At 71.9% G+C, this 15,587-nt stretch carries 15 protein-coding genes; 4 read left to right on the top strand and 11 right to left on the bottom strand.

The window, feature by feature from the left end; all coding sequences use genetic code 11:
- Positions 1-20 precede the first annotated feature (20 nt).
- Entirely contained in the window at positions 21-521 is a 501-nt protein-coding gene (locus tag ABZ453_RS25270; protein ID WP_359017945.1) for a MaoC/PaaZ C-terminal domain-containing protein, read from the top strand.
- Here ABZ453_RS25270 and ABZ453_RS25265 read toward each other — a convergent pair.
- A complete protein-coding gene (locus ABZ453_RS25265; RefSeq protein ID WP_359017943.1) occupies positions 500-1,900 on the bottom strand; it encodes a family 1 glycosylhydrolase in 1,401 nt (466 codons plus the stop codon). The genes ABZ453_RS25270 and ABZ453_RS25265 overlap by 22 nt on opposite strands.
- A 132-nt stretch (positions 1,901-2,032) precedes the next feature.
- Positions 2,033-2,899 (bottom strand): crotonase/enoyl-CoA hydratase family protein, encoded by an 867-nt coding sequence (locus tag ABZ453_RS25260; protein WP_359017941.1) that lies wholly within the window; start codon positions 2,897-2,899, stop codon positions 2,033-2,035.
- 96 nt (positions 2,900-2,995) lie between these two features.
- Here ABZ453_RS25260 and ABZ453_RS25255 point away from each other — a divergent pair, with 96 nt between their 5' ends.
- The 3 genes from ABZ453_RS25255 to ABZ453_RS25245 are packed head-to-tail and all read left to right on the top strand — an operon-like array spanning position 2,996 to position 5,937.
- On the top strand, positions 2,996-3,763 hold the full coding sequence (locus ABZ453_RS25255; RefSeq protein ID WP_359017939.1) for an enoyl-CoA hydratase/isomerase family protein: 768 nt from the start codon (positions 2,996-2,998) through the stop codon (positions 3,761-3,763).
- Between the two features lie 18 nt (positions 3,764-3,781).
- Positions 3,782-4,918: an acyl-CoA dehydrogenase family protein gene (locus ABZ453_RS25250; RefSeq protein WP_359017937.1), complete on the top strand. Its 1,137-nt coding sequence runs from the start codon at positions 3,782-3,784 to the stop codon at positions 4,916-4,918.
- Entirely contained in the window at positions 4,915-5,937 is a 1,023-nt protein-coding gene (locus ABZ453_RS25245) for an LLM class F420-dependent oxidoreductase (protein WP_359017936.1), read from the top strand. The genes ABZ453_RS25250 and ABZ453_RS25245 overlap by 4 nt, the downstream gene beginning before the upstream one ends.
- Positions 5,938-5,940: 3 nt before the next feature.
- Here the strand turns inward: ABZ453_RS25245 and ABZ453_RS25240 are convergent, their stop codons facing one another.
- From ABZ453_RS25240 to ABZ453_RS25200, 9 genes are all read right to left on the bottom strand, one after another.
- Complete coding sequence (locus tag ABZ453_RS25240) at positions 5,941-6,717, bottom strand: FCD domain-containing protein (protein WP_356766581.1); 777 nt, start codon at positions 6,715-6,717, stop codon at positions 5,941-5,943.
- Between the two features lie 85 nt (positions 6,718-6,802).
- Positions 6,803-7,396: an ATP/GTP-binding protein gene (locus tag ABZ453_RS25235; protein ID WP_359017933.1), complete on the bottom strand. Its 594-nt coding sequence runs from the start codon at positions 7,394-7,396 to the stop codon at positions 6,803-6,805.
- Positions 7,377-7,745, bottom strand: a complete 369-nt coding sequence (locus tag ABZ453_RS25230; RefSeq protein ID WP_356349086.1) for a DUF742 domain-containing protein — start codon at positions 7,743-7,745, stop codon at positions 7,377-7,379. Before ABZ453_RS25230 ends, ABZ453_RS25235 begins: the two co-directional genes overlap by 20 nt.
- Before the next feature lie 17 nt (positions 7,746-7,762).
- Complete coding sequence (locus ABZ453_RS25225; protein ID WP_359017931.1) at positions 7,763-8,197, bottom strand: roadblock/LC7 domain-containing protein; 435 nt, start codon at positions 8,195-8,197, stop codon at positions 7,763-7,765.
- 2 nt (positions 8,198-8,199) lie between these two features.
- Positions 8,200-10,722, bottom strand: a complete 2,523-nt coding sequence (locus ABZ453_RS25220) for a nitrate- and nitrite sensing domain-containing protein (protein WP_359017930.1) — start codon at positions 10,720-10,722, stop codon at positions 8,200-8,202.
- A gap of 134 nt (positions 10,723-10,856) precedes the next feature.
- Positions 10,857-11,276 carry an OB-fold domain-containing protein gene (locus tag ABZ453_RS25215; RefSeq protein ID WP_359017928.1) on the bottom strand — a complete coding sequence of 140 codons (420 nt, stop codon included), beginning with the start codon at positions 11,274-11,276 and terminating at the stop codon, positions 10,857-10,859.
- Complete coding sequence (locus ABZ453_RS25210) at positions 11,273-12,433, bottom strand: thiolase family protein (protein ID WP_359017926.1); 1,161 nt, start codon at positions 12,431-12,433, stop codon at positions 11,273-11,275. The genes ABZ453_RS25215 and ABZ453_RS25210 overlap by 4 nt, the downstream gene beginning before the upstream one ends.
- Positions 12,430-14,004, bottom strand: a complete 1,575-nt coding sequence (locus tag ABZ453_RS25205; protein ID WP_359017924.1) for an AMP-binding protein — start codon at positions 14,002-14,004, stop codon at positions 12,430-12,432. The genes ABZ453_RS25210 and ABZ453_RS25205 overlap by 4 nt, the downstream gene beginning before the upstream one ends.
- Positions 14,005-14,029: 25 nt before the next feature.
- On the bottom strand, positions 14,030-15,520 hold the full coding sequence (locus ABZ453_RS25200; protein WP_359017922.1) for an aldehyde dehydrogenase family protein: 1,491 nt from the start codon (positions 15,518-15,520) through the stop codon (positions 14,030-14,032).
- Positions 15,521-15,587: the final 67 nt, after the last annotated feature.

Raw genomic sequence — 15,587 nt, 5'->3', positions numbered from 1 at the left:
CCACCGAAAGGAACCGACCCATGACCGCGCAGGACACGACCACCGACATCCCGCCCTTGGTGAAGGGGCTGACCTACGAGGAGATGCCGGTCGGGCAGGTCTTCCGGACCGCCCGCCGGACCGTCACCGAGACCGACCTGGTCAACTTCGTCACCTGGGGCGGCTTCACCGAGCCGCTGTTCTGGGACGCCACGCACGCGGCGGAGGGCGGTTACACGGGCCGGCTGGTTCCCGGCGGTCTGACGTACTGCCTCGCCGAGGGCCTCGTCCTGCAGACGAACGTCCTGCACGGCACGGGTCTCGCCTTCCTGCACATGGAACTGACCGTGCACGGGCCGGTGTACGTCGGTGACACGCTGTACGCCGTCGTGGAGACCACCGGCTCGCGCCCCTCCAGCAAGCCCGGCCGGGGCGTGGTGACCAGCCGGGTCACCGTGCGCAACCAGCGGGACGAGGCCGTGCTGGTCTACTGCCCGGTACGGCTGATCCGCGGCCGGGACTACGAGGCGCCGACGCCCTGAGCGGAGGTCACCAGGGCCAGGCCGGTCCGCGGGCCGTCGGCGGGCGGGGCGGCGAAGGCTCCCCCGCGCACCCAGTCGGACGGCATCGCGGGCCGGGGCGCGACCTCGTGGTCGGGGACGGCCATCGCGTACAGGCGGGTGTAGCGGAACTTGGCCTCGAGGTTGTCCAGGACCGACCAGTACTCGTAGCCGCACACCTCCACTCCGGCGTCGACTAGCCCCGCCAGCCAGGAGAGCCGGGCGCGCAGCAGGGCCCGGCGCCGGGTGTCGTCGCGGTTGCCCGTGCCGTCGACCAGGTCCAGGTCGCCCATGCCGTTGTCTACGACGGACAGCGGGGGCAGCAGGTCCCCGTACAGGTCGCACAGGCCCGCGACGGCGTCGGCGAGCCCCTCGGGGATGATCGGCCAGCCGTAGGCGGTGGACTCCACCTCGTCGAAGGGGACGATCGCGAAGCCGAGGCCGACGAGCAGCCGGTTGACCTCGTTGAGGGCACTGCGGCACTTCGCGCTCGGCAGCACCCGGGGCAGGTTCTCGGGCGCGGTGACGCGGAACGGCGTGTGCCAGGAGACGGCCAGCAGGTCCTGGGCGGTGGTGATGACGTCCAGGTCGCCGGGGCGTACGCAGCCGGTGGCCGCCACGGGCGCGAGGTCGTCCTCGGTCACCATGTGCTCGCCGAGCAGCAGCGGGTCGAGGAAGATGCGGTTGGTCCAGCTCTCCAGACGCTCCAGGGCGAGCCGGTCGTAGGGGTCGTCGGTGGCCGGGTAGCCGCCCACGAGGGTGACCGTGGTCCCGATCCGGCCGACGGCACCCGCGGCACGCAGGGCCCGGGTGGCGAGCCCGTTGGCGAGAAGGATGTGGTGGACCGCGGGGAGACCGGCGCGGCCCGCGCCACGACCCGGTGAGTACATTCCGGCCACGTGGTCGGCGAGGGTGGGCCCGGCCAGGTCGGTGGAGGTGATCCAGCGTTCCACCCGGTCGCCGAGGCGGCGGCCCAGCTCGGCGGCGTACGCGGCGAAGTGCTCGGCGGTGTCGCGGGCGAGCCAGCCCCCTGCGCCGTCCAGCCAGGGCGGCAGCGTGCGGTCGACGAGGGTGAGGGCGGGCCGCTTCCCCTGGGCGAGCAGGGCGTCGAGCGCGCGCTCGCAGCGGTCCAGTGCCCGCCGGTCCCAGCTGCCCGGGCCGTCGGGCTGGAGCAGCGGCCAGCCCGCGACCATGCGGTGGGTGTCGGCGGCGACGCCGAGCAGCTGCCGGATGTCCTCGGTCCACTGCCCGAAGTGTCCGCCGCGTTCCTGAGCGGGCGGCGCCGGAGCCGCGACGGTGTCCGCGGTGGCGACCCCCCAGTCGACCCCGCGCAGCGATTCATGCAGGAAACCATCGCTCATGGTTACCGTCCAGGCGGTGAATGGTTTAGCGCATTCAACTGAATGTCCGCCGACCGGACGCTAACACTTCATGCAAACCACGACAATGTTTCGGCCACATCTCGTCGGTATGTAAAGGGTGTGGTCGGCCGGCTACTCCCCGAAGGGCCGGAACTCCTCCTCAGCCCACCAGGGGTAAACGGCCGGCATGTCCTTGCTCACCAGGCCGGGGAAGGCGGGCGGCCGCTTGGCGAGGAACGACTCGACGCCCTCGACGGGGTCCGGGCCGCCGCCGATCTGGCTCATGATCCGTGAGTCGAGCCGGTGGGCGGCCATGGGGTGGGGCTCGCCGAGCATGCGCCACATCATCTGGCGGGACAGGGCGACGGAGACCGCCGAGGTGTTCTCGGCGATCTCCCGGGCCAGGGCGTACGCCGCCGGGAGCAGCTCCTCCGGCGCGTGGACGGAGCGGACCAGCCCCGCCGCCAGCGCCTCCTCGGGGCCGAAGACGCGGCCGGTGGCCACCCACTCCATGGCTCGCTGCATGCCGACCGCCCGGGGCAGGAACCAGCTGGCGGCGGACTCCGGCACGATGCCGCGACGGGCGAACACGAAACCGAACTTCGCCGTGGTCGACGCCAGCCGGATGTCCATGGGCAGGGTCATGCTGGCCCCCACGCCCGCCGCCGGGCCGTTGATCGCGGCGATGACCGGCTTGGTGCTGGCGAAGACCCGCAGCGCGACCCGGCCGCCGGTGTCCCGGTGCCAGGCGCCCGCCTTGCGGTGGTCGAACGACGAACCGCCGGAACTGACGTCGGCGCCCGCGCAGAAACCGCGTCCGGCGCCGGTCACCACGATCACCCGCACCCCGTCGTCCGCGTCCGCCGCGTCCAGGACGTCGAGCAGGTCCTGCATCATGCGCGGGTTGAAGGCGTTCAGCTTCTCCGGCCGGTCGAGGGTGACCGTGAGGATCCGGTCGGCCAGCTCGGCCCGTACGGTCTCGTACTCCTGCTGCGGCATGCGCGTCCTCCGTCACTCCGCGACCCGGTTTCCAGAAAGCTTAATTAGTTATAGCATTCAACTCTAAGGACGGATCCCTGGACGAGGGCGGCGAAGATGACGGATCTGGTGGTGACGGCCGTCGGGCCCATCCGGCTGGTCGAGCTGAACCGGCCCGAGCAGCTGAACGCGATGAGCGACGAGCTGCACACCGGCCTCGCGTCGGTCTGGGACGACCTCGCCGCCGATCCGGAGGCACGGGTGATCGTCCTGACGGGGCGCGGCCGGGCGTTCAGCGCCGGCGGCAACCTCGACACCATGACCCGCGTCCAGCGCGACGGCGCCTTCCGGCAACGGCAGGTCGACGAGGCGCGCGGGATCATCACCGGCCTGGTCCGCTGCCCCCTGCCCGTCGTCGCGGCGGTCAACGGCCCCGCCGTGGGCCTCGGTTGCAGCCTCGCCCTGCTCAGCGACCTCGTGCTGATCGCCGACGACACCTATGTCGCCGACCCCCACGTCCAGGTCGGACTCGTCGCGGGCGACGGCGGCGCGTACGTGCTGCCGCTGCTCGTGGGCCTGACCCGGGCGAAGGAGCTGCTCTTCCTGGGCGACCGGGTGAGCGCCGAGGACGCGGTCCGGCTGGGCATCGCCAACCGCGCCGTGCCCAGGGACAAGCTCATGGACGAGGCCATGGACCTGGCCGGACGGCTGGCGGCCCTGCCCGCGCAGGCGCTGCGCGAGACCAAGCGCGCCGTCAACCGGCATCTGGAGCAGGCCCTCGACACGGTGATGGAGCCGGCCCTGCTCGCCGAGCGGGACACCATGCACGCGCCGGACCACATCGCCGCCGTCGAGCGGATCATCGCCGCACGCGGCCGCCGCTGAACCGCTAAGGAGCACGGGATGGACTTCGCGTTCAGCGAGGAGCAGGAGGAACTCGGCCGCACGGTGAGGGCGTTCCTCGCGGACACCTCGCCGGAGACCGAGGTACGGCGTCTGATGGAGACCCCCGAGGGCTTCGACCGCGCGCTGTGGCGCCGGATGGGCACGGAGCTGGGCCTGCAGGGGCTCGCCGTGCCCGAGGAGTACGGCGGGGCCGGGTGCGGGCCGGTCGAGGTGGGCGTGGTCATGGAGGAGACGGGCCGCGCCCTGCTGTGCGCGCCCGTCCTGTCCTCCACCGTCCTGGCGACGACCACGCTGCTGCGCTGCGCCGACGAGGAGGCCCGCAAGCGTCTGCTGCCGGGGCTGGCGGCAGGAGAGCTCGTCGCGACACTGGCCCTGACCGAGGACTCGGCACGCTGGGACGAGGCGGGGGTCGGGCTCACCGCCTGTGAGTCGGACGGCAGTTGGCTGCTGACCGGGCACAAGACGTTCGTGCTCGACGGGGCGGCCGCCGATGTCGTGCTCACCGTTGCGCGGGCCGCCGACGGGATCGGCGTCTTCGTGGTGGAGGGTGACGCGCCCGGTCTGACGCGTGCGCCGCTGCCCACCCTGGACCCGACCCGCCGGCAGGCCCGCCTGGAGTACCGCGAGGTTCCGGCGACCCGGCTGCGGACGCACGGCGACGGCTGGGACCTGGTCGCCCAGGTCCTCGACCGGGCCGCCGTCCAGCTTGCCGCCGAGCAGGTCGGGGTGGCGTCCCGTGCGCTCGACATGGCCGTGGAATACGCCAAGGTCCGCCATCAGTTCGGCCGGGCGATCGGCTCCTTCCAGGCCGTCAAGCATCTGCTGGCCGACGTCCTGCTGGAGGTCGAGTCGGCGCGCGCCGCCGCGCACTACGCCCTGCTCGCCGCCGAGAACGACGCCCCGGACCTGCCCGCCGTGGCGAGCCTGGCCAAGGCGTTCTGCTCGGATGCGTGTGTGCGGGCGACGGCGGACAACATCCAGGTCCACGGCGGTATCGGCTTCACCTGGGAACATCCGGCCCACCTCTATCTGAAGCGGGCCAAGACGTCACAGCTGCTGTTCGGCGATCCCGCGTACCACCGCGAACTGCTCGCACAGCGCATCGGCATGGAAGCGGGCGAAGGAGCGGCATGAAGGTCGACGGCAAGCTCAACGTGTGGAGCACGGCGGAGGTCGTGGAGGAGGCCCGCCAGCACGAGAAGGCGGGATACGACGGGCTGTGGGCCTCGGAGTCCAAACACGACCCGTTCCTGCCCCTGCTGCTGGCCGCCGAGCACACCGACCGGCTGGAGGTCGGCACCGCCATCGCGGTGGCCTTCGCCCGCTCCCCCATGCAACTGGCGTACACCGCCCACGACTTGCAGACGTACTCCGGTGGGCGCTTCTCGCTCGGCCTGGGCAGCCAGATCAAGCCGCACATCGAGCGGCGCTTCGCGATGCCGTGGAGCCGGCCCGCCGCCCGCATGCGGGAGTACGTCAGCGCGCTGCGCGCCATCTGGGCCGCCTGGAACGAGGGCGAACGGCTGGACTTCCGCGGCGACTTCTACTCGCACACGCTGATGTCCCCGTTCTTCTCCCCGCCGCCCGCCACCGGCGGCGCGCCCAAGGTGTTCGTGGCCGCCGTCGGGGAGGCGATGACGCGGGTCGCGGGCGAGGTGGCCGACGGTCTGCTGGCCCACGGCTTCACCACCGAGCGGTATCTGCGCGAGGTCACCCTGCCGACCGTCGAGGCGGGCCTTGCGTCCTCGGGCCGCACCCGCGCCGACTTCTCCGTCTCCCATCTGCTGCTGACCGCGACCGGCGGGACACAGGAGGAGATGGCCCGCGCGATCGACGGCACCCGCGCCCAGGTCGCCTTCTACGGCAGCACGCCCGCCTATCGCGGGGTCCTGGAGCTGCACGGCTGGGGCGAACTCGGCGACGAACTGCACGCGTTGTCGACGTCCCGGCGCGAGGACAAGTGGGAGGCGATGACCCGGCTCGTCGACGACGAGGTCCTGGGCACCTTCGCGGTGGTGGCGGAGCCGGATCGGGTGGCGGGCGAGATCCGGCGCCGGTACGGGGCGCTGGTCGACCGCGTGTCCTTCTACACCGCCTACGAGACCCGTGCCGAGGTGTGGGAGCCGATCGTGGCGGAGCTGCGCGAGAGCTGACCGTCAGCCGAGCAGGTCCAGGACGGTGGTCATGGACCTGCTCTGCAGCAGATAGTCCTCCGCCTCCTGCAGATGCAGGTGCCACAGCTCCTCGGCGGCCTCGGCGCGGCGCGCGGCCACCAGGTCCACGAGCGCGCCGTGGGCGCGGAAACCCCGGCGGTTGGCCCGGATGTTCTCCGGGCTGCCGGCGTCGAGGTCGACGTGCGACCAGTTCGCCTGGTCGATGATGTGGCGGACCATGCCGTTGAGGACGCCGAGCGTCTCGTTGCCCGCGAGTTCCACGACCAGGGCGTGGAACTCCATGTGGGCGCGGATGAAGGCCGAGGGGTCGTCCATGAGCCGCTCGGCCTCGGCGACGGCGGCCCGCAGTCTGCGCAGGTCCTCGTCGGTGCGCCGCTCGGCCAGCAGACCCGCGCACGGCGCCTCGATCACCGTACGGGCGTCGTACACGTCCTTCAGCGTCGTGCCCCGGTACTCCAGCACCAGACCGGCGTAGCGGGCGGCCACCGTGCCCTCCGGGACCTGGACCCGCGCCCCGCCCCGGGCGCCCCTGCGCACGTCGATCAGCGACTCCGACTCCAGCACCCGGAACGCCTCGCGCAGGGTGGGCCGGGAGACGGCGAACTCCTCCATCAGCGCCGTCTCGGACGGCAGCGCGTCCCCCTCCACGAGCTCACCGCGCACGATCATGCGGCGCAGCCGTGCCGCGACCAGTTCCGCCATCTTGGGGACCCGGACCTGGGCGCCGCCGATCCCGCCGCGTCTCCCGGTCTCACTCATCGCGGGGACCACCTCCGTCCGGCCGGCAGGCGCGCGGCGCGCCTCAACCCGGTGGCCCCATACTAGAACTAGATAACTATTTAAGCTAGGTAATCGAGTTCGTCCGAATGAGGTGATCGGCCAGCGTCACCAACAGGTCGCGGCCGACCGACCGTTCACGCATGTCACCCATCATCAGCGGGACTTCGTCATCGAGGTCGAGCGCCTCGCGTACCTCCCGCTCACCGCGGTCCCGACGCCCGTGGAAACAGTTGACACCGACCACGAAGGGGATGCGGCGGCTCTCGAAGAAGTCGATGGAGGCGAAGCTGGTCTCCAGTCTGCGGGTGTCGGCCAGGACGACCGCGCCCAGGGCGCCGTGCACCAGGTCGTTCCACATGAACCAGAAGCGCTCCTGGCCGGGGGTGCCGAAGAGGTAGACCACCAGCCGGGGACTGACCATGATGCGGCCGAAGTCCATGGCGACGGTGGTCGTCGACTTGCGCTCGACGCCCTCGACGTCGTCGACGCCGACACTGGCCACGGTGAGGTACTCCTCGGTGCGCAGCGGCGCCACCTCACTCACCGCGCCGACCAGGGTCGTCTTGCCGACGCCGAAGCCGCCGGCCACGAGGATCTTGACGGCGGCGGGAGCCGCGCCCAGGGTGCGCGGGGCGAGGTCAAAGTCTGCGGAGGCCATCCCTCACCGCCCGAAGTAGGTTCATGTCCATGGTGCTTCCTGCCGCGACTGCGAGCGGCGGACGGGTGGCCACCCTGCCGAGGGCCACCAGGTCGTCGATGAGAATCTTCGCCACCGAGATCGGCAGGTCCAGCGCGGAGGCGATCTCGGCCACCGCCGCCGGCGCGCGGCACTGCCGCAGGATGGCGCGGTGCTCGGGTTGCAGACCGCGCGAGGACCGGCCGGGAACCTCCGGCTCGACGGTGGTCACGAGGGTGATCAGGGTCAGGTCGTCACGGGCGGGGGCGGTACGGCCCTGGGTGATCGTGTAGGGCCGGACGGACTGGGTGTCCGCGTCGTCCGCCTCCATGCCGTCCGTCCAGTGGCTCACTCACGTACACCGCCCTCGACCGTGGGCATGACGACGCGTGTCTCCGCGCCGAGGCGCCGGCCCACCTGCTGCATGAGGGTGTGCATGGCCACGGCCATCAGCTCGGCGTCCACCTCCTGGGAGGCCACGACGGCCAGGTGCGTGCCCCGGCCCGCGGCGGAGACGAACAGCCACAGGTCGGCCAGCTCGACGATCACCTGGTGCACCGGCCCGCCGTCGAAGAGTGTCCCGACCCCGCGGGCCAGGCTCTGCTGGCCGGTCGCCACGGCGGCGAGGCGCTCCGCGTCGCCACGGGCGATGGTGCTGGACTGGCTCACCACCAGACCGTCGTCGGACAGCACGATGGCGTGCCGGGTGCCCGGGACCTGTTCGACGAGGCCGTCCAGCAGCCAGTCGAGATCCTGATGAGTGGCGGTCGTGCGCAGTGTCATGGTCAGTCTTCCGTCGGGAAACTTCTGCGGGTCGGCAAGGTGTCTGCGGCGTCGTGGGCTGTGGGACTCGTACTCCTGGCCATACGGGACTGGCGTTGGAAGGCGCCGACGGTGGCGCCGGAACGGGCCGGCGTGGGCCGGGGGCCGGCCTCCCGCTCGTCGGGTCGGGCCCGCGCGGCCACGCCCGGGTCGCGCAACTCGTCGACGAGGCTGGCCTGGCGCACCCGTTTGGGCAGCGGTTGCACGGTTGCGGGGGCTGCGGCCCATGGCGCCGCGCCGACCGCGTCCGGTGCCGTGCGGGGCGGCGGGGGGCCGAACGGCTGGGACGGCAGACGGCGGCGCGGCGGGCGGACCACCTCCGATCCCTCGCTCGGGCCCGGTGCGGCGGATGGCGGCGGGCCGGTCCGCGGCCTGTCCCGCGGGACGGCCTGGCCGGTCGGTACGCCGTTCGTGGCCGGCCGGTGCGCGTTCGGGTCCGGATCGTGCGCCTCCCCCGGTCCCGCCTCCGCGGCCGCCGCGACCAGGTCGGGGACCGGCGGCCAGGAGGCGACGACCTCCTCCGCGGGCCCGGAGGTATCGACGACGACCAGTTCGTCGGGGATGAGGACGACCACCCGGGTCCCGCCGAACGCCGAGGGCCGCAGCTCCACCTGGATACCGAGGCCCTGCGCCAGCCGGGCGACGACGTACAGCCCGAGCCTGACGTCGTCGGCCCGCGACATCACGTCCATGCGGGGCGGGTCGGCCATCATCAGGTTGACCGCCTCGTACTGCGCGTCGTCCATGCCCACCCCGCGGTCCTCGATCTCCACCGCGAGACCGCGCCCGACTTGGGCGGCGTACACCTCCACCGGGGTCGGCGGCCGGGAGAAGCCCACCGCGTTCTCCATGAGTTCGGCCAGGACGTGGATGACGAGACCGACGGCACGCTCGGACAGCCAGACCCGGCCCTGCACCTCGATCTGGATCCGCCGGTAGTCCTGCACCTCGCTCTGGGCGGAGCGCAGCACGTCCAGCACCAGCACCGGCTTGCGCCAGCGCCGTTGGGGCTGGCCGCCACCGAGGATGACCAGGTTCTCCTCGTAGCGGCGCAGCCTCGCGGTGAGGTGGTCGAGGTCGAACAGGTCCTCCAGCACCTCGGGATCCTCGTGCTTGCGTTCCAGTTCGCTGAGCTTCTTCATCTGCAGGCCGATGAGCAGCTGGGTACGGCGGGCGATGCGCTGCAGCAGCTTCTCGAATCCGTGGAGCTGGCCCACCTGGGCCACCGTGGTGTCGAGGGCGGTGTGACGGGCGAGGTTGAGGGCCTGGCCCAGCTGGCCGAGCTCGTCGCCGCTGTGCGGGATCGCCGGGAGTTCGGCGTCCGGGTCGACGACCTCGCCCCGGCGCATGCGGTCCACCACGTCCGGCAGCCGGCTCTGCAGGTCCAGGGCCGCGGTGCGCAGGGCGGAGATCCGGCGGCGCAGCACGCGGGTGAACAGGAGGGTGATCAGGGCGACCACGAACACGGCGACGGCGTTGCTGACGCTGGTGACGGTCAGCCGGGTCTCCATCGACCGCAACTGCTTGTCCGTGGCGGCCGTCAGGGTCTTGGCGTAGGTGGTGTTGCGCTGCTGGAGCCCCGCGGTGACCTGCTGGACGCTGTCGCGCCAGGTCCGGCCGAGCCCCTTGGAGAACGGGTCCGATTCCTTTCCGGAGGCGGCGCCCGCGAGCACGCCCTGTTCGACGGCGGTCTTCTTCTTCCACCCGCTGCCCGCCATGAGCTCGCGGAACTGCCGCGCCTCGTCGGCGGAGACCAGCGGCACCACCTTGTCGTCGAAGATGAACTGCTGAGCGCCGATCCAGGAGGCGAGCTGTCCCCGGTCGGTGCCGGAGAGCCTGCCGGTGACGGAGGCGCGGGTGAGCAGCGCGTCCTCGCGCGAGATCATCTCCATGCCCCAGTCCTCGTCGATGACCGGGCGGACGAGGTGGTCGATGCCGGGCAGGCCGACGGTGCTGAGTGTGTTGAACACCTTCAGGTGCAGGGAGATCAGACCCGTGTAGCGGTCGAAGGTCTGCTGCGGCGAGGAGGTCCGCCCGTCCACGCCCGCGCGGTAGTCGGCCAGGTTCCGCAGGGCCCTGCTCAGCTCGACGACGTCGCCGCGGATGTCGGCCGGCGCGTTCCACCCGCTGGCGGGCAGCGCCTCGACGGCCTTGACGGCCGCGTCGGTGCGGGCCCGCTGTGTGCGCAACTGCTCCTGGAAGGCGGCGGGGTCGGCCTGGGCCGCCTCGCTGAGCCGGCGTTCCTCCTGCAGGGAGAAGAAGGCGCCCAGGACCGGCCGGGCGGCCTGGGTGGACACGTCGTTGCGGTCCTGCTGGCGCCGCCAGTCGGTGTAGAGCTGCGCGGAGTCGACCGCCCACAGCGCCACCAGGGTCACGATGGGCACCAGGGCCAGGACGAGCAGGACCGTACGCAGCGCCGGCTGCCGTTCGGCTCCGGGTTCCCGCCTGCCGCCCTGTCTCTTCGACGCTCGCGCATGCACTGCCACTTCAGGTCCTCAGCGATGCTCACAGAGGCGGGTCACCCCAGCGGTGCCCGCGCGATGCGGGTGATGCTATCGACGGAAACCGCTAACTCAATACACTGAGAGCAATCAGTGTTTAAATTATGATGAGGCGGCAGTCATTCCGTGATCGACGGGGACAGTCGGTCGTCCGGTACGAAGTACGGCAATGTGATCTCGTCGGTGAGGGCGCGGAAGTCCACGCGGACGCGCAGTCCGATGACGACGTCCCCGGGGTCGCCCGCGTCCACGTGCGCCAGCAGGGCGGCCCCGTCGTCGAGGTCGATCACGGCCAGTGCGAAGGGGGTGTCGAAGCCTGGGCCCGGGGCGCGGTGGACGACGGTCACCGAGTAGACGGTTCCCCGGCCCGCGCTGGGCGCGTACCGCCAGTCGCGCGCCATGCAGCCGGGGCAGGCGGGTTCGGGGACGAAGAAGCGCAGACCACAGGTCGGGCACTGCGGGACAACCAGCTCGCCGCGCCGGGCCGCCTCCCAGAACGGCCGGGACAGCTGCGTCGGGACGGGTACGGGCCGGCTCATCGCATCCTCCCCAGCACGCTCATCTCGTAATGCTGCGCCCCCGAACCGGCGTTGCCGACGACCGCCAGCTCCGCGTCCTCCACCTGGTGCACGGCCGTGCCGCGCAACTGCCGCACCGCTTCGACGACCTTGAGAGTCATCTGCTGGGTGCCGTTCCAGGCGTACGCCAGGCAGCCGCCGTCCGGGTTGACCGGGTGCTTGCCGCCGACGGCGATGGCGCCGCTCGCGGCCAGCGGGCCGCCCTCGCCCTCGCCGCACAGACCGAGGATCTCCAACTGGCGGATGACTTCGAAGGAGTTGGGGTCGTAGAGGGAGAACACGTCCACGTCGTGCGGGCCGATGCCGGCCATCGCGTAGGCGCGCTCGGCGGCCTCCCGCCCGAGCCCGCCGACCTCCCGGTACAGCGCCGGGTTGGCGTACGCGGCCTGGTGGTACTGCATGCCGCCGCCGAGGACGGCGACGGGCGGGTGCGGCAGGTCCCGGGCCCGCTCGGCGGTGGTCACGACGAGCGCCGCGCCGCCCTCGCCGACGATGCAGCAGTCCAGCAGATGGAAGGGGGTGGCCACCATGCGGGAGGCGAGCACGTCGTCGGCGGTGTACGGGCCGCGCCCGTACATCATCGCCTCCGGGTTGGTGGTGCCGTTGTTGCGGATGGTGGCGGCGACCTCCGCGAGCTGGCGGGAGGTCGTGCCGTACTCGTGCATGTGCCGGGCGGCCACCAGGGCGAACTGGGCGACGACATAACTGCCCCACACGTCCGCGAACTCCAGCGCCACCCCGGCCCCGACGGGGCCCGTCCCCCGCGAGACCAGCTTGCAGCCGCCGACCACGACGGTTTCGGCGAACCCCGCCCGCACGGCCGCCGCCGCCTTCAGCAGGCCGCGGGAGCCCGCGTTGTCGAGCATCGAGTCGCTGGTCCAGCGCAGGTCCCGGCCGAGCACGCGCGCCCAGGAGCTGCCCTCACCGGGCACACCGCCCGGGCCGGGCCAGTCGACCTGGGCGCCGTCGACGTCCGACGGCGCCAGCCCGGCGTCCGCGAGCGCGCCGCTCACCGCTTCGAGCGCGAGGTCCATGGCGTCCCGGTCCGGGAGGGACAGCGCCTGTTCGGTGGCGTACACGCCGACGACGACCGGCAGACGGCGGTCCGCGGGGTTCACCGTCCCGCGCCGAGCGTGTCGCCGCCCGGGTAACCGCCGCCGCCGAAGCGCTCGTCGAGCGCCTCGTAGTCCTTCGCGAAGTCCTTCGTGCGGGGCAGCGCGTCGACGAACTCCACCGTCTTGGGCTTCTTGTACGAGGCGATCCGCGCCCGGCAGTGCTCGACGACGTCCTCGGCGGTGACCGGTCCGGCGTCGGCGTGCAGCACCACGACGGCCTTGACGTCCTGCGCCCAGCGCTCGTTCGGCACGCCGATCACGGCGGCCTCCTTCACCGCCGGATGGGACTCGATGCAGTTCTCCACCTCGGCGGGGAAGATGTTCTCGGCGGCCGACTTGAGCATGCGGGTGGTCGTGCCGAGGAAGCTGATCGTGCCGTCGGCCTCGCGGCGGCCGAGGTCGGTGGTGTGCCACCAGCCGAAGCGGAAGCGCTCCTCGTTGATCTCGGGCCGGTTCCAGTAGCCGAGGTGCACGAGGTCCCCGCGGACGCAGATCTCGCCGGCCACCCCGGTCGCGCACTCCGCGCCGGTGCTGTCGAGGACGCGCACGGCGGTGCCCGGGCCGGGGCGTCCCGCGTTGCCGGTGCCCGTGCCGCCGTAGGCGCCCGTCACGGCGAAGCCGGTCACCTCGGTCTGTCCGTAACCGCGGCCCTCTCCACCGCCGTTGCGGGTGAAGCGGCTGGTGTCGGTGGGCACGGTGCCCTGCCACAGAGGCGCGGCGACGCTCGCCCGCAGATGCGAGAGGTCGTGCCCCGCCTCGCGGTTCAGCGCGACGAGCTGCGCGATGGTCGGTGGCATCAGATAGGCGTGGGTGCACTTCTCGGCCGCCAGCAGCGGCAGCAGTTCCTCGGCGACGACCCGGCGCACGATGACGTTCTTGCCGCCGTGGACGAAGGCCGGGACGCCCCAGAACTGGTAGTTGCCGATGTGGAACATGGGCCCGGCGCCGAGGAAGGCGGTCTCCGTGCCGATGTCCCCCATCCAGGCGGCGCCCGCGCCCATGGCGAGGAGGTTGCGGTGCGAGAGCATCGAGCCGGACTGGCGTCCGGAGATCGCCGCGGTGTAGATGACGAGCAGCGCCGTGTCGGGATCGACGTCGACATCCGGGTCCTCGGGCGAACCGGCGGCCAGGAAGGACTCGTACGAGTCGGGCCCCTCGGTGTCGTGCCGCAGCCACAACGCCCGGTGGTCGCTGCCGAGTTCGGCTCGCGCCTTGCCGACGGTGTCGCCGATCTCCTCGTCCTGCCAGACGACGACCCGGGGGTCGAAGTCCTCGACGGCGAAGGCCATTTCGGGGGCGGCCCAGCGCCAGTAGCCGGGGCAGACCATGGCACCGGTCTTCGCGGCGGCACCGAGCAGCTCCCAGATGCGGAAGGAGTTCTGCCCCAGCCACAGAATGCGGTCGCCGGGGCCGACGCCCGCCTCGGTGAGGGCGTTCGCGAGGCGGTTGGTGCGCTCGTCGAGCTGCGGCCAGGTCAGCCGGATGTCGCCGTCGACGAGGGCGACGCCGTCGGGGTAGGACCTGCGGTGCTCGCGGATGAGGTCGCCGAACGTCAGGCGGCGGGCGGGATTCACGGTGGTTCGCTCCTGTGGGATCTCGTCAGACGCGGCCGACGCCGACGCCCTTGACGTGGATGAACTCCTCCAGTCCGGCCCTGCCGCCCTCCCGTCCGAACCCGCTGAGGCCGACGCCTCCGAAGGGCGTGGCCGGCGAGGTGATCGGGTTCGGGCCGGGGTTGACGTACACCGTGCCGGCCTTCAGGCGCGGCACCAGGCGGTTCACGCGGGCGATGTCGCGGGACTGGACGTAGGCGGACAGGCCGTACTCGGTGTCGTTGGCGAGGGCGACCGCCTCGTCCTCGGTGTCGAACGGGGTGATGGCGAGGACCGGGCCGAAGATCTCCCGCTGGGCGAGGTCGCTGTTGTTGTCGACGTCGGCGAAGACGGTGGGGGAGACGAACCAGCCGTCGGCGTCGAGGCGTTCACCGCCGTACACCAGCCGTCCCGCGCCGTCCTGCACCGCCTTGTCGATCACGCCCTCGACGCGGTCGCGGGCGGCCGCGTCGATCAGGGGCCCGATGTAGGTCGCCGGGTCGAGCGGGTCGCCCACGGGGAGGTGGGCGACGACCCCGGTGACCCGGGCGACCACCTCGTCGTAGATCGGCCGCTCCACCAGCAGGCGGGTGGGCAGCGCGCAGCCCTGGCCGGTGTTGCTCATGGCGAAGGCCGCGCAGTACGGCACGACGGTGTCGAGGTCGGTGTCGGCGAAGAGCAGGTTGGCGGACTTGCCGCCGAGTTCGAACAGGACGGGCTTGAGGCTGAGCGCCGCGTCGGCCATGATGCGGCGCGCGGTCGCCGGGCCGCCGGTGAAGGAGATCTTGTCCACGCCAGGGTGCGTCACCAGGGCCGATCCGGCGTCGCCGAGGCCGGTGACGACGTTGATCACGCCGTCGGGGATGCCCGCCTCGCGGGCCAGGTCGGCGAAGAGCAGCGCGGAGAACGGGGTGGACTCGGCGGGTTTGATCACCACGGTGTTGCCGGCGGCGAGCGAGGGCGGGATCTTCATCGCCAGGGACAGCGCGGGCGAGTTCCAGGTGATGATGTGGCCGATCACGCCGTACGGCTCGGCCAGGGTGTACTCGACGTTCTCGTGGGGGCTGTAGGCCGCGCCGACCATGCCCTCGATCTTGTCGGCCCAGCCCGCGTAGTACTCGGTCCACTCGGCGATGTGCGTTCCGACGTTCTCGGCCCAGCCGCCGACGCAGACTCCGTTCTCCAGCGGGCTGATCGCCGCGAAGTCGGGGATGTGCTCGCGGATCAGCTGGGCGAAGCGGGTGAGCAGACGGCGCCGTTCGGCCGGTCGCATGCCGCCCCAGACCTCGAACGCGGTCCGGGCCGCGGCGACGGCCTGGTCCACCTCGCCGGGGCCCGCGAGCGGGATCTCGGCCTGGACGAGACCGGTCGCCGGATTGACGTGCTCGAAGAGCCCCCCGCTGGTGTCGGACAGCTCCTTGCCGCCGATGACGAGGCGTGGGCGCGGCAGAACCTGCTCGGCCCGCTGTCGGTGCAGTGCTACGTCGACGGTGACCACAGTTGCCTCCTGTCCGTACACTTCGCTTAAATAGCTAACCTATTTATCGGTGGCAGTCAATGACAGT

Origin of the sequence: Streptomyces sp. NPDC005799 (assembly GCF_040630525.1) — a bacterium.
Classification (GTDB): Bacteria; Actinomycetota; Actinomycetes; order Streptomycetales; family Streptomycetaceae; genus Streptomyces; species Streptomyces griseorubiginosus_B.
This window is presented reverse-complemented; position numbering and strand designations above follow the sequence as displayed.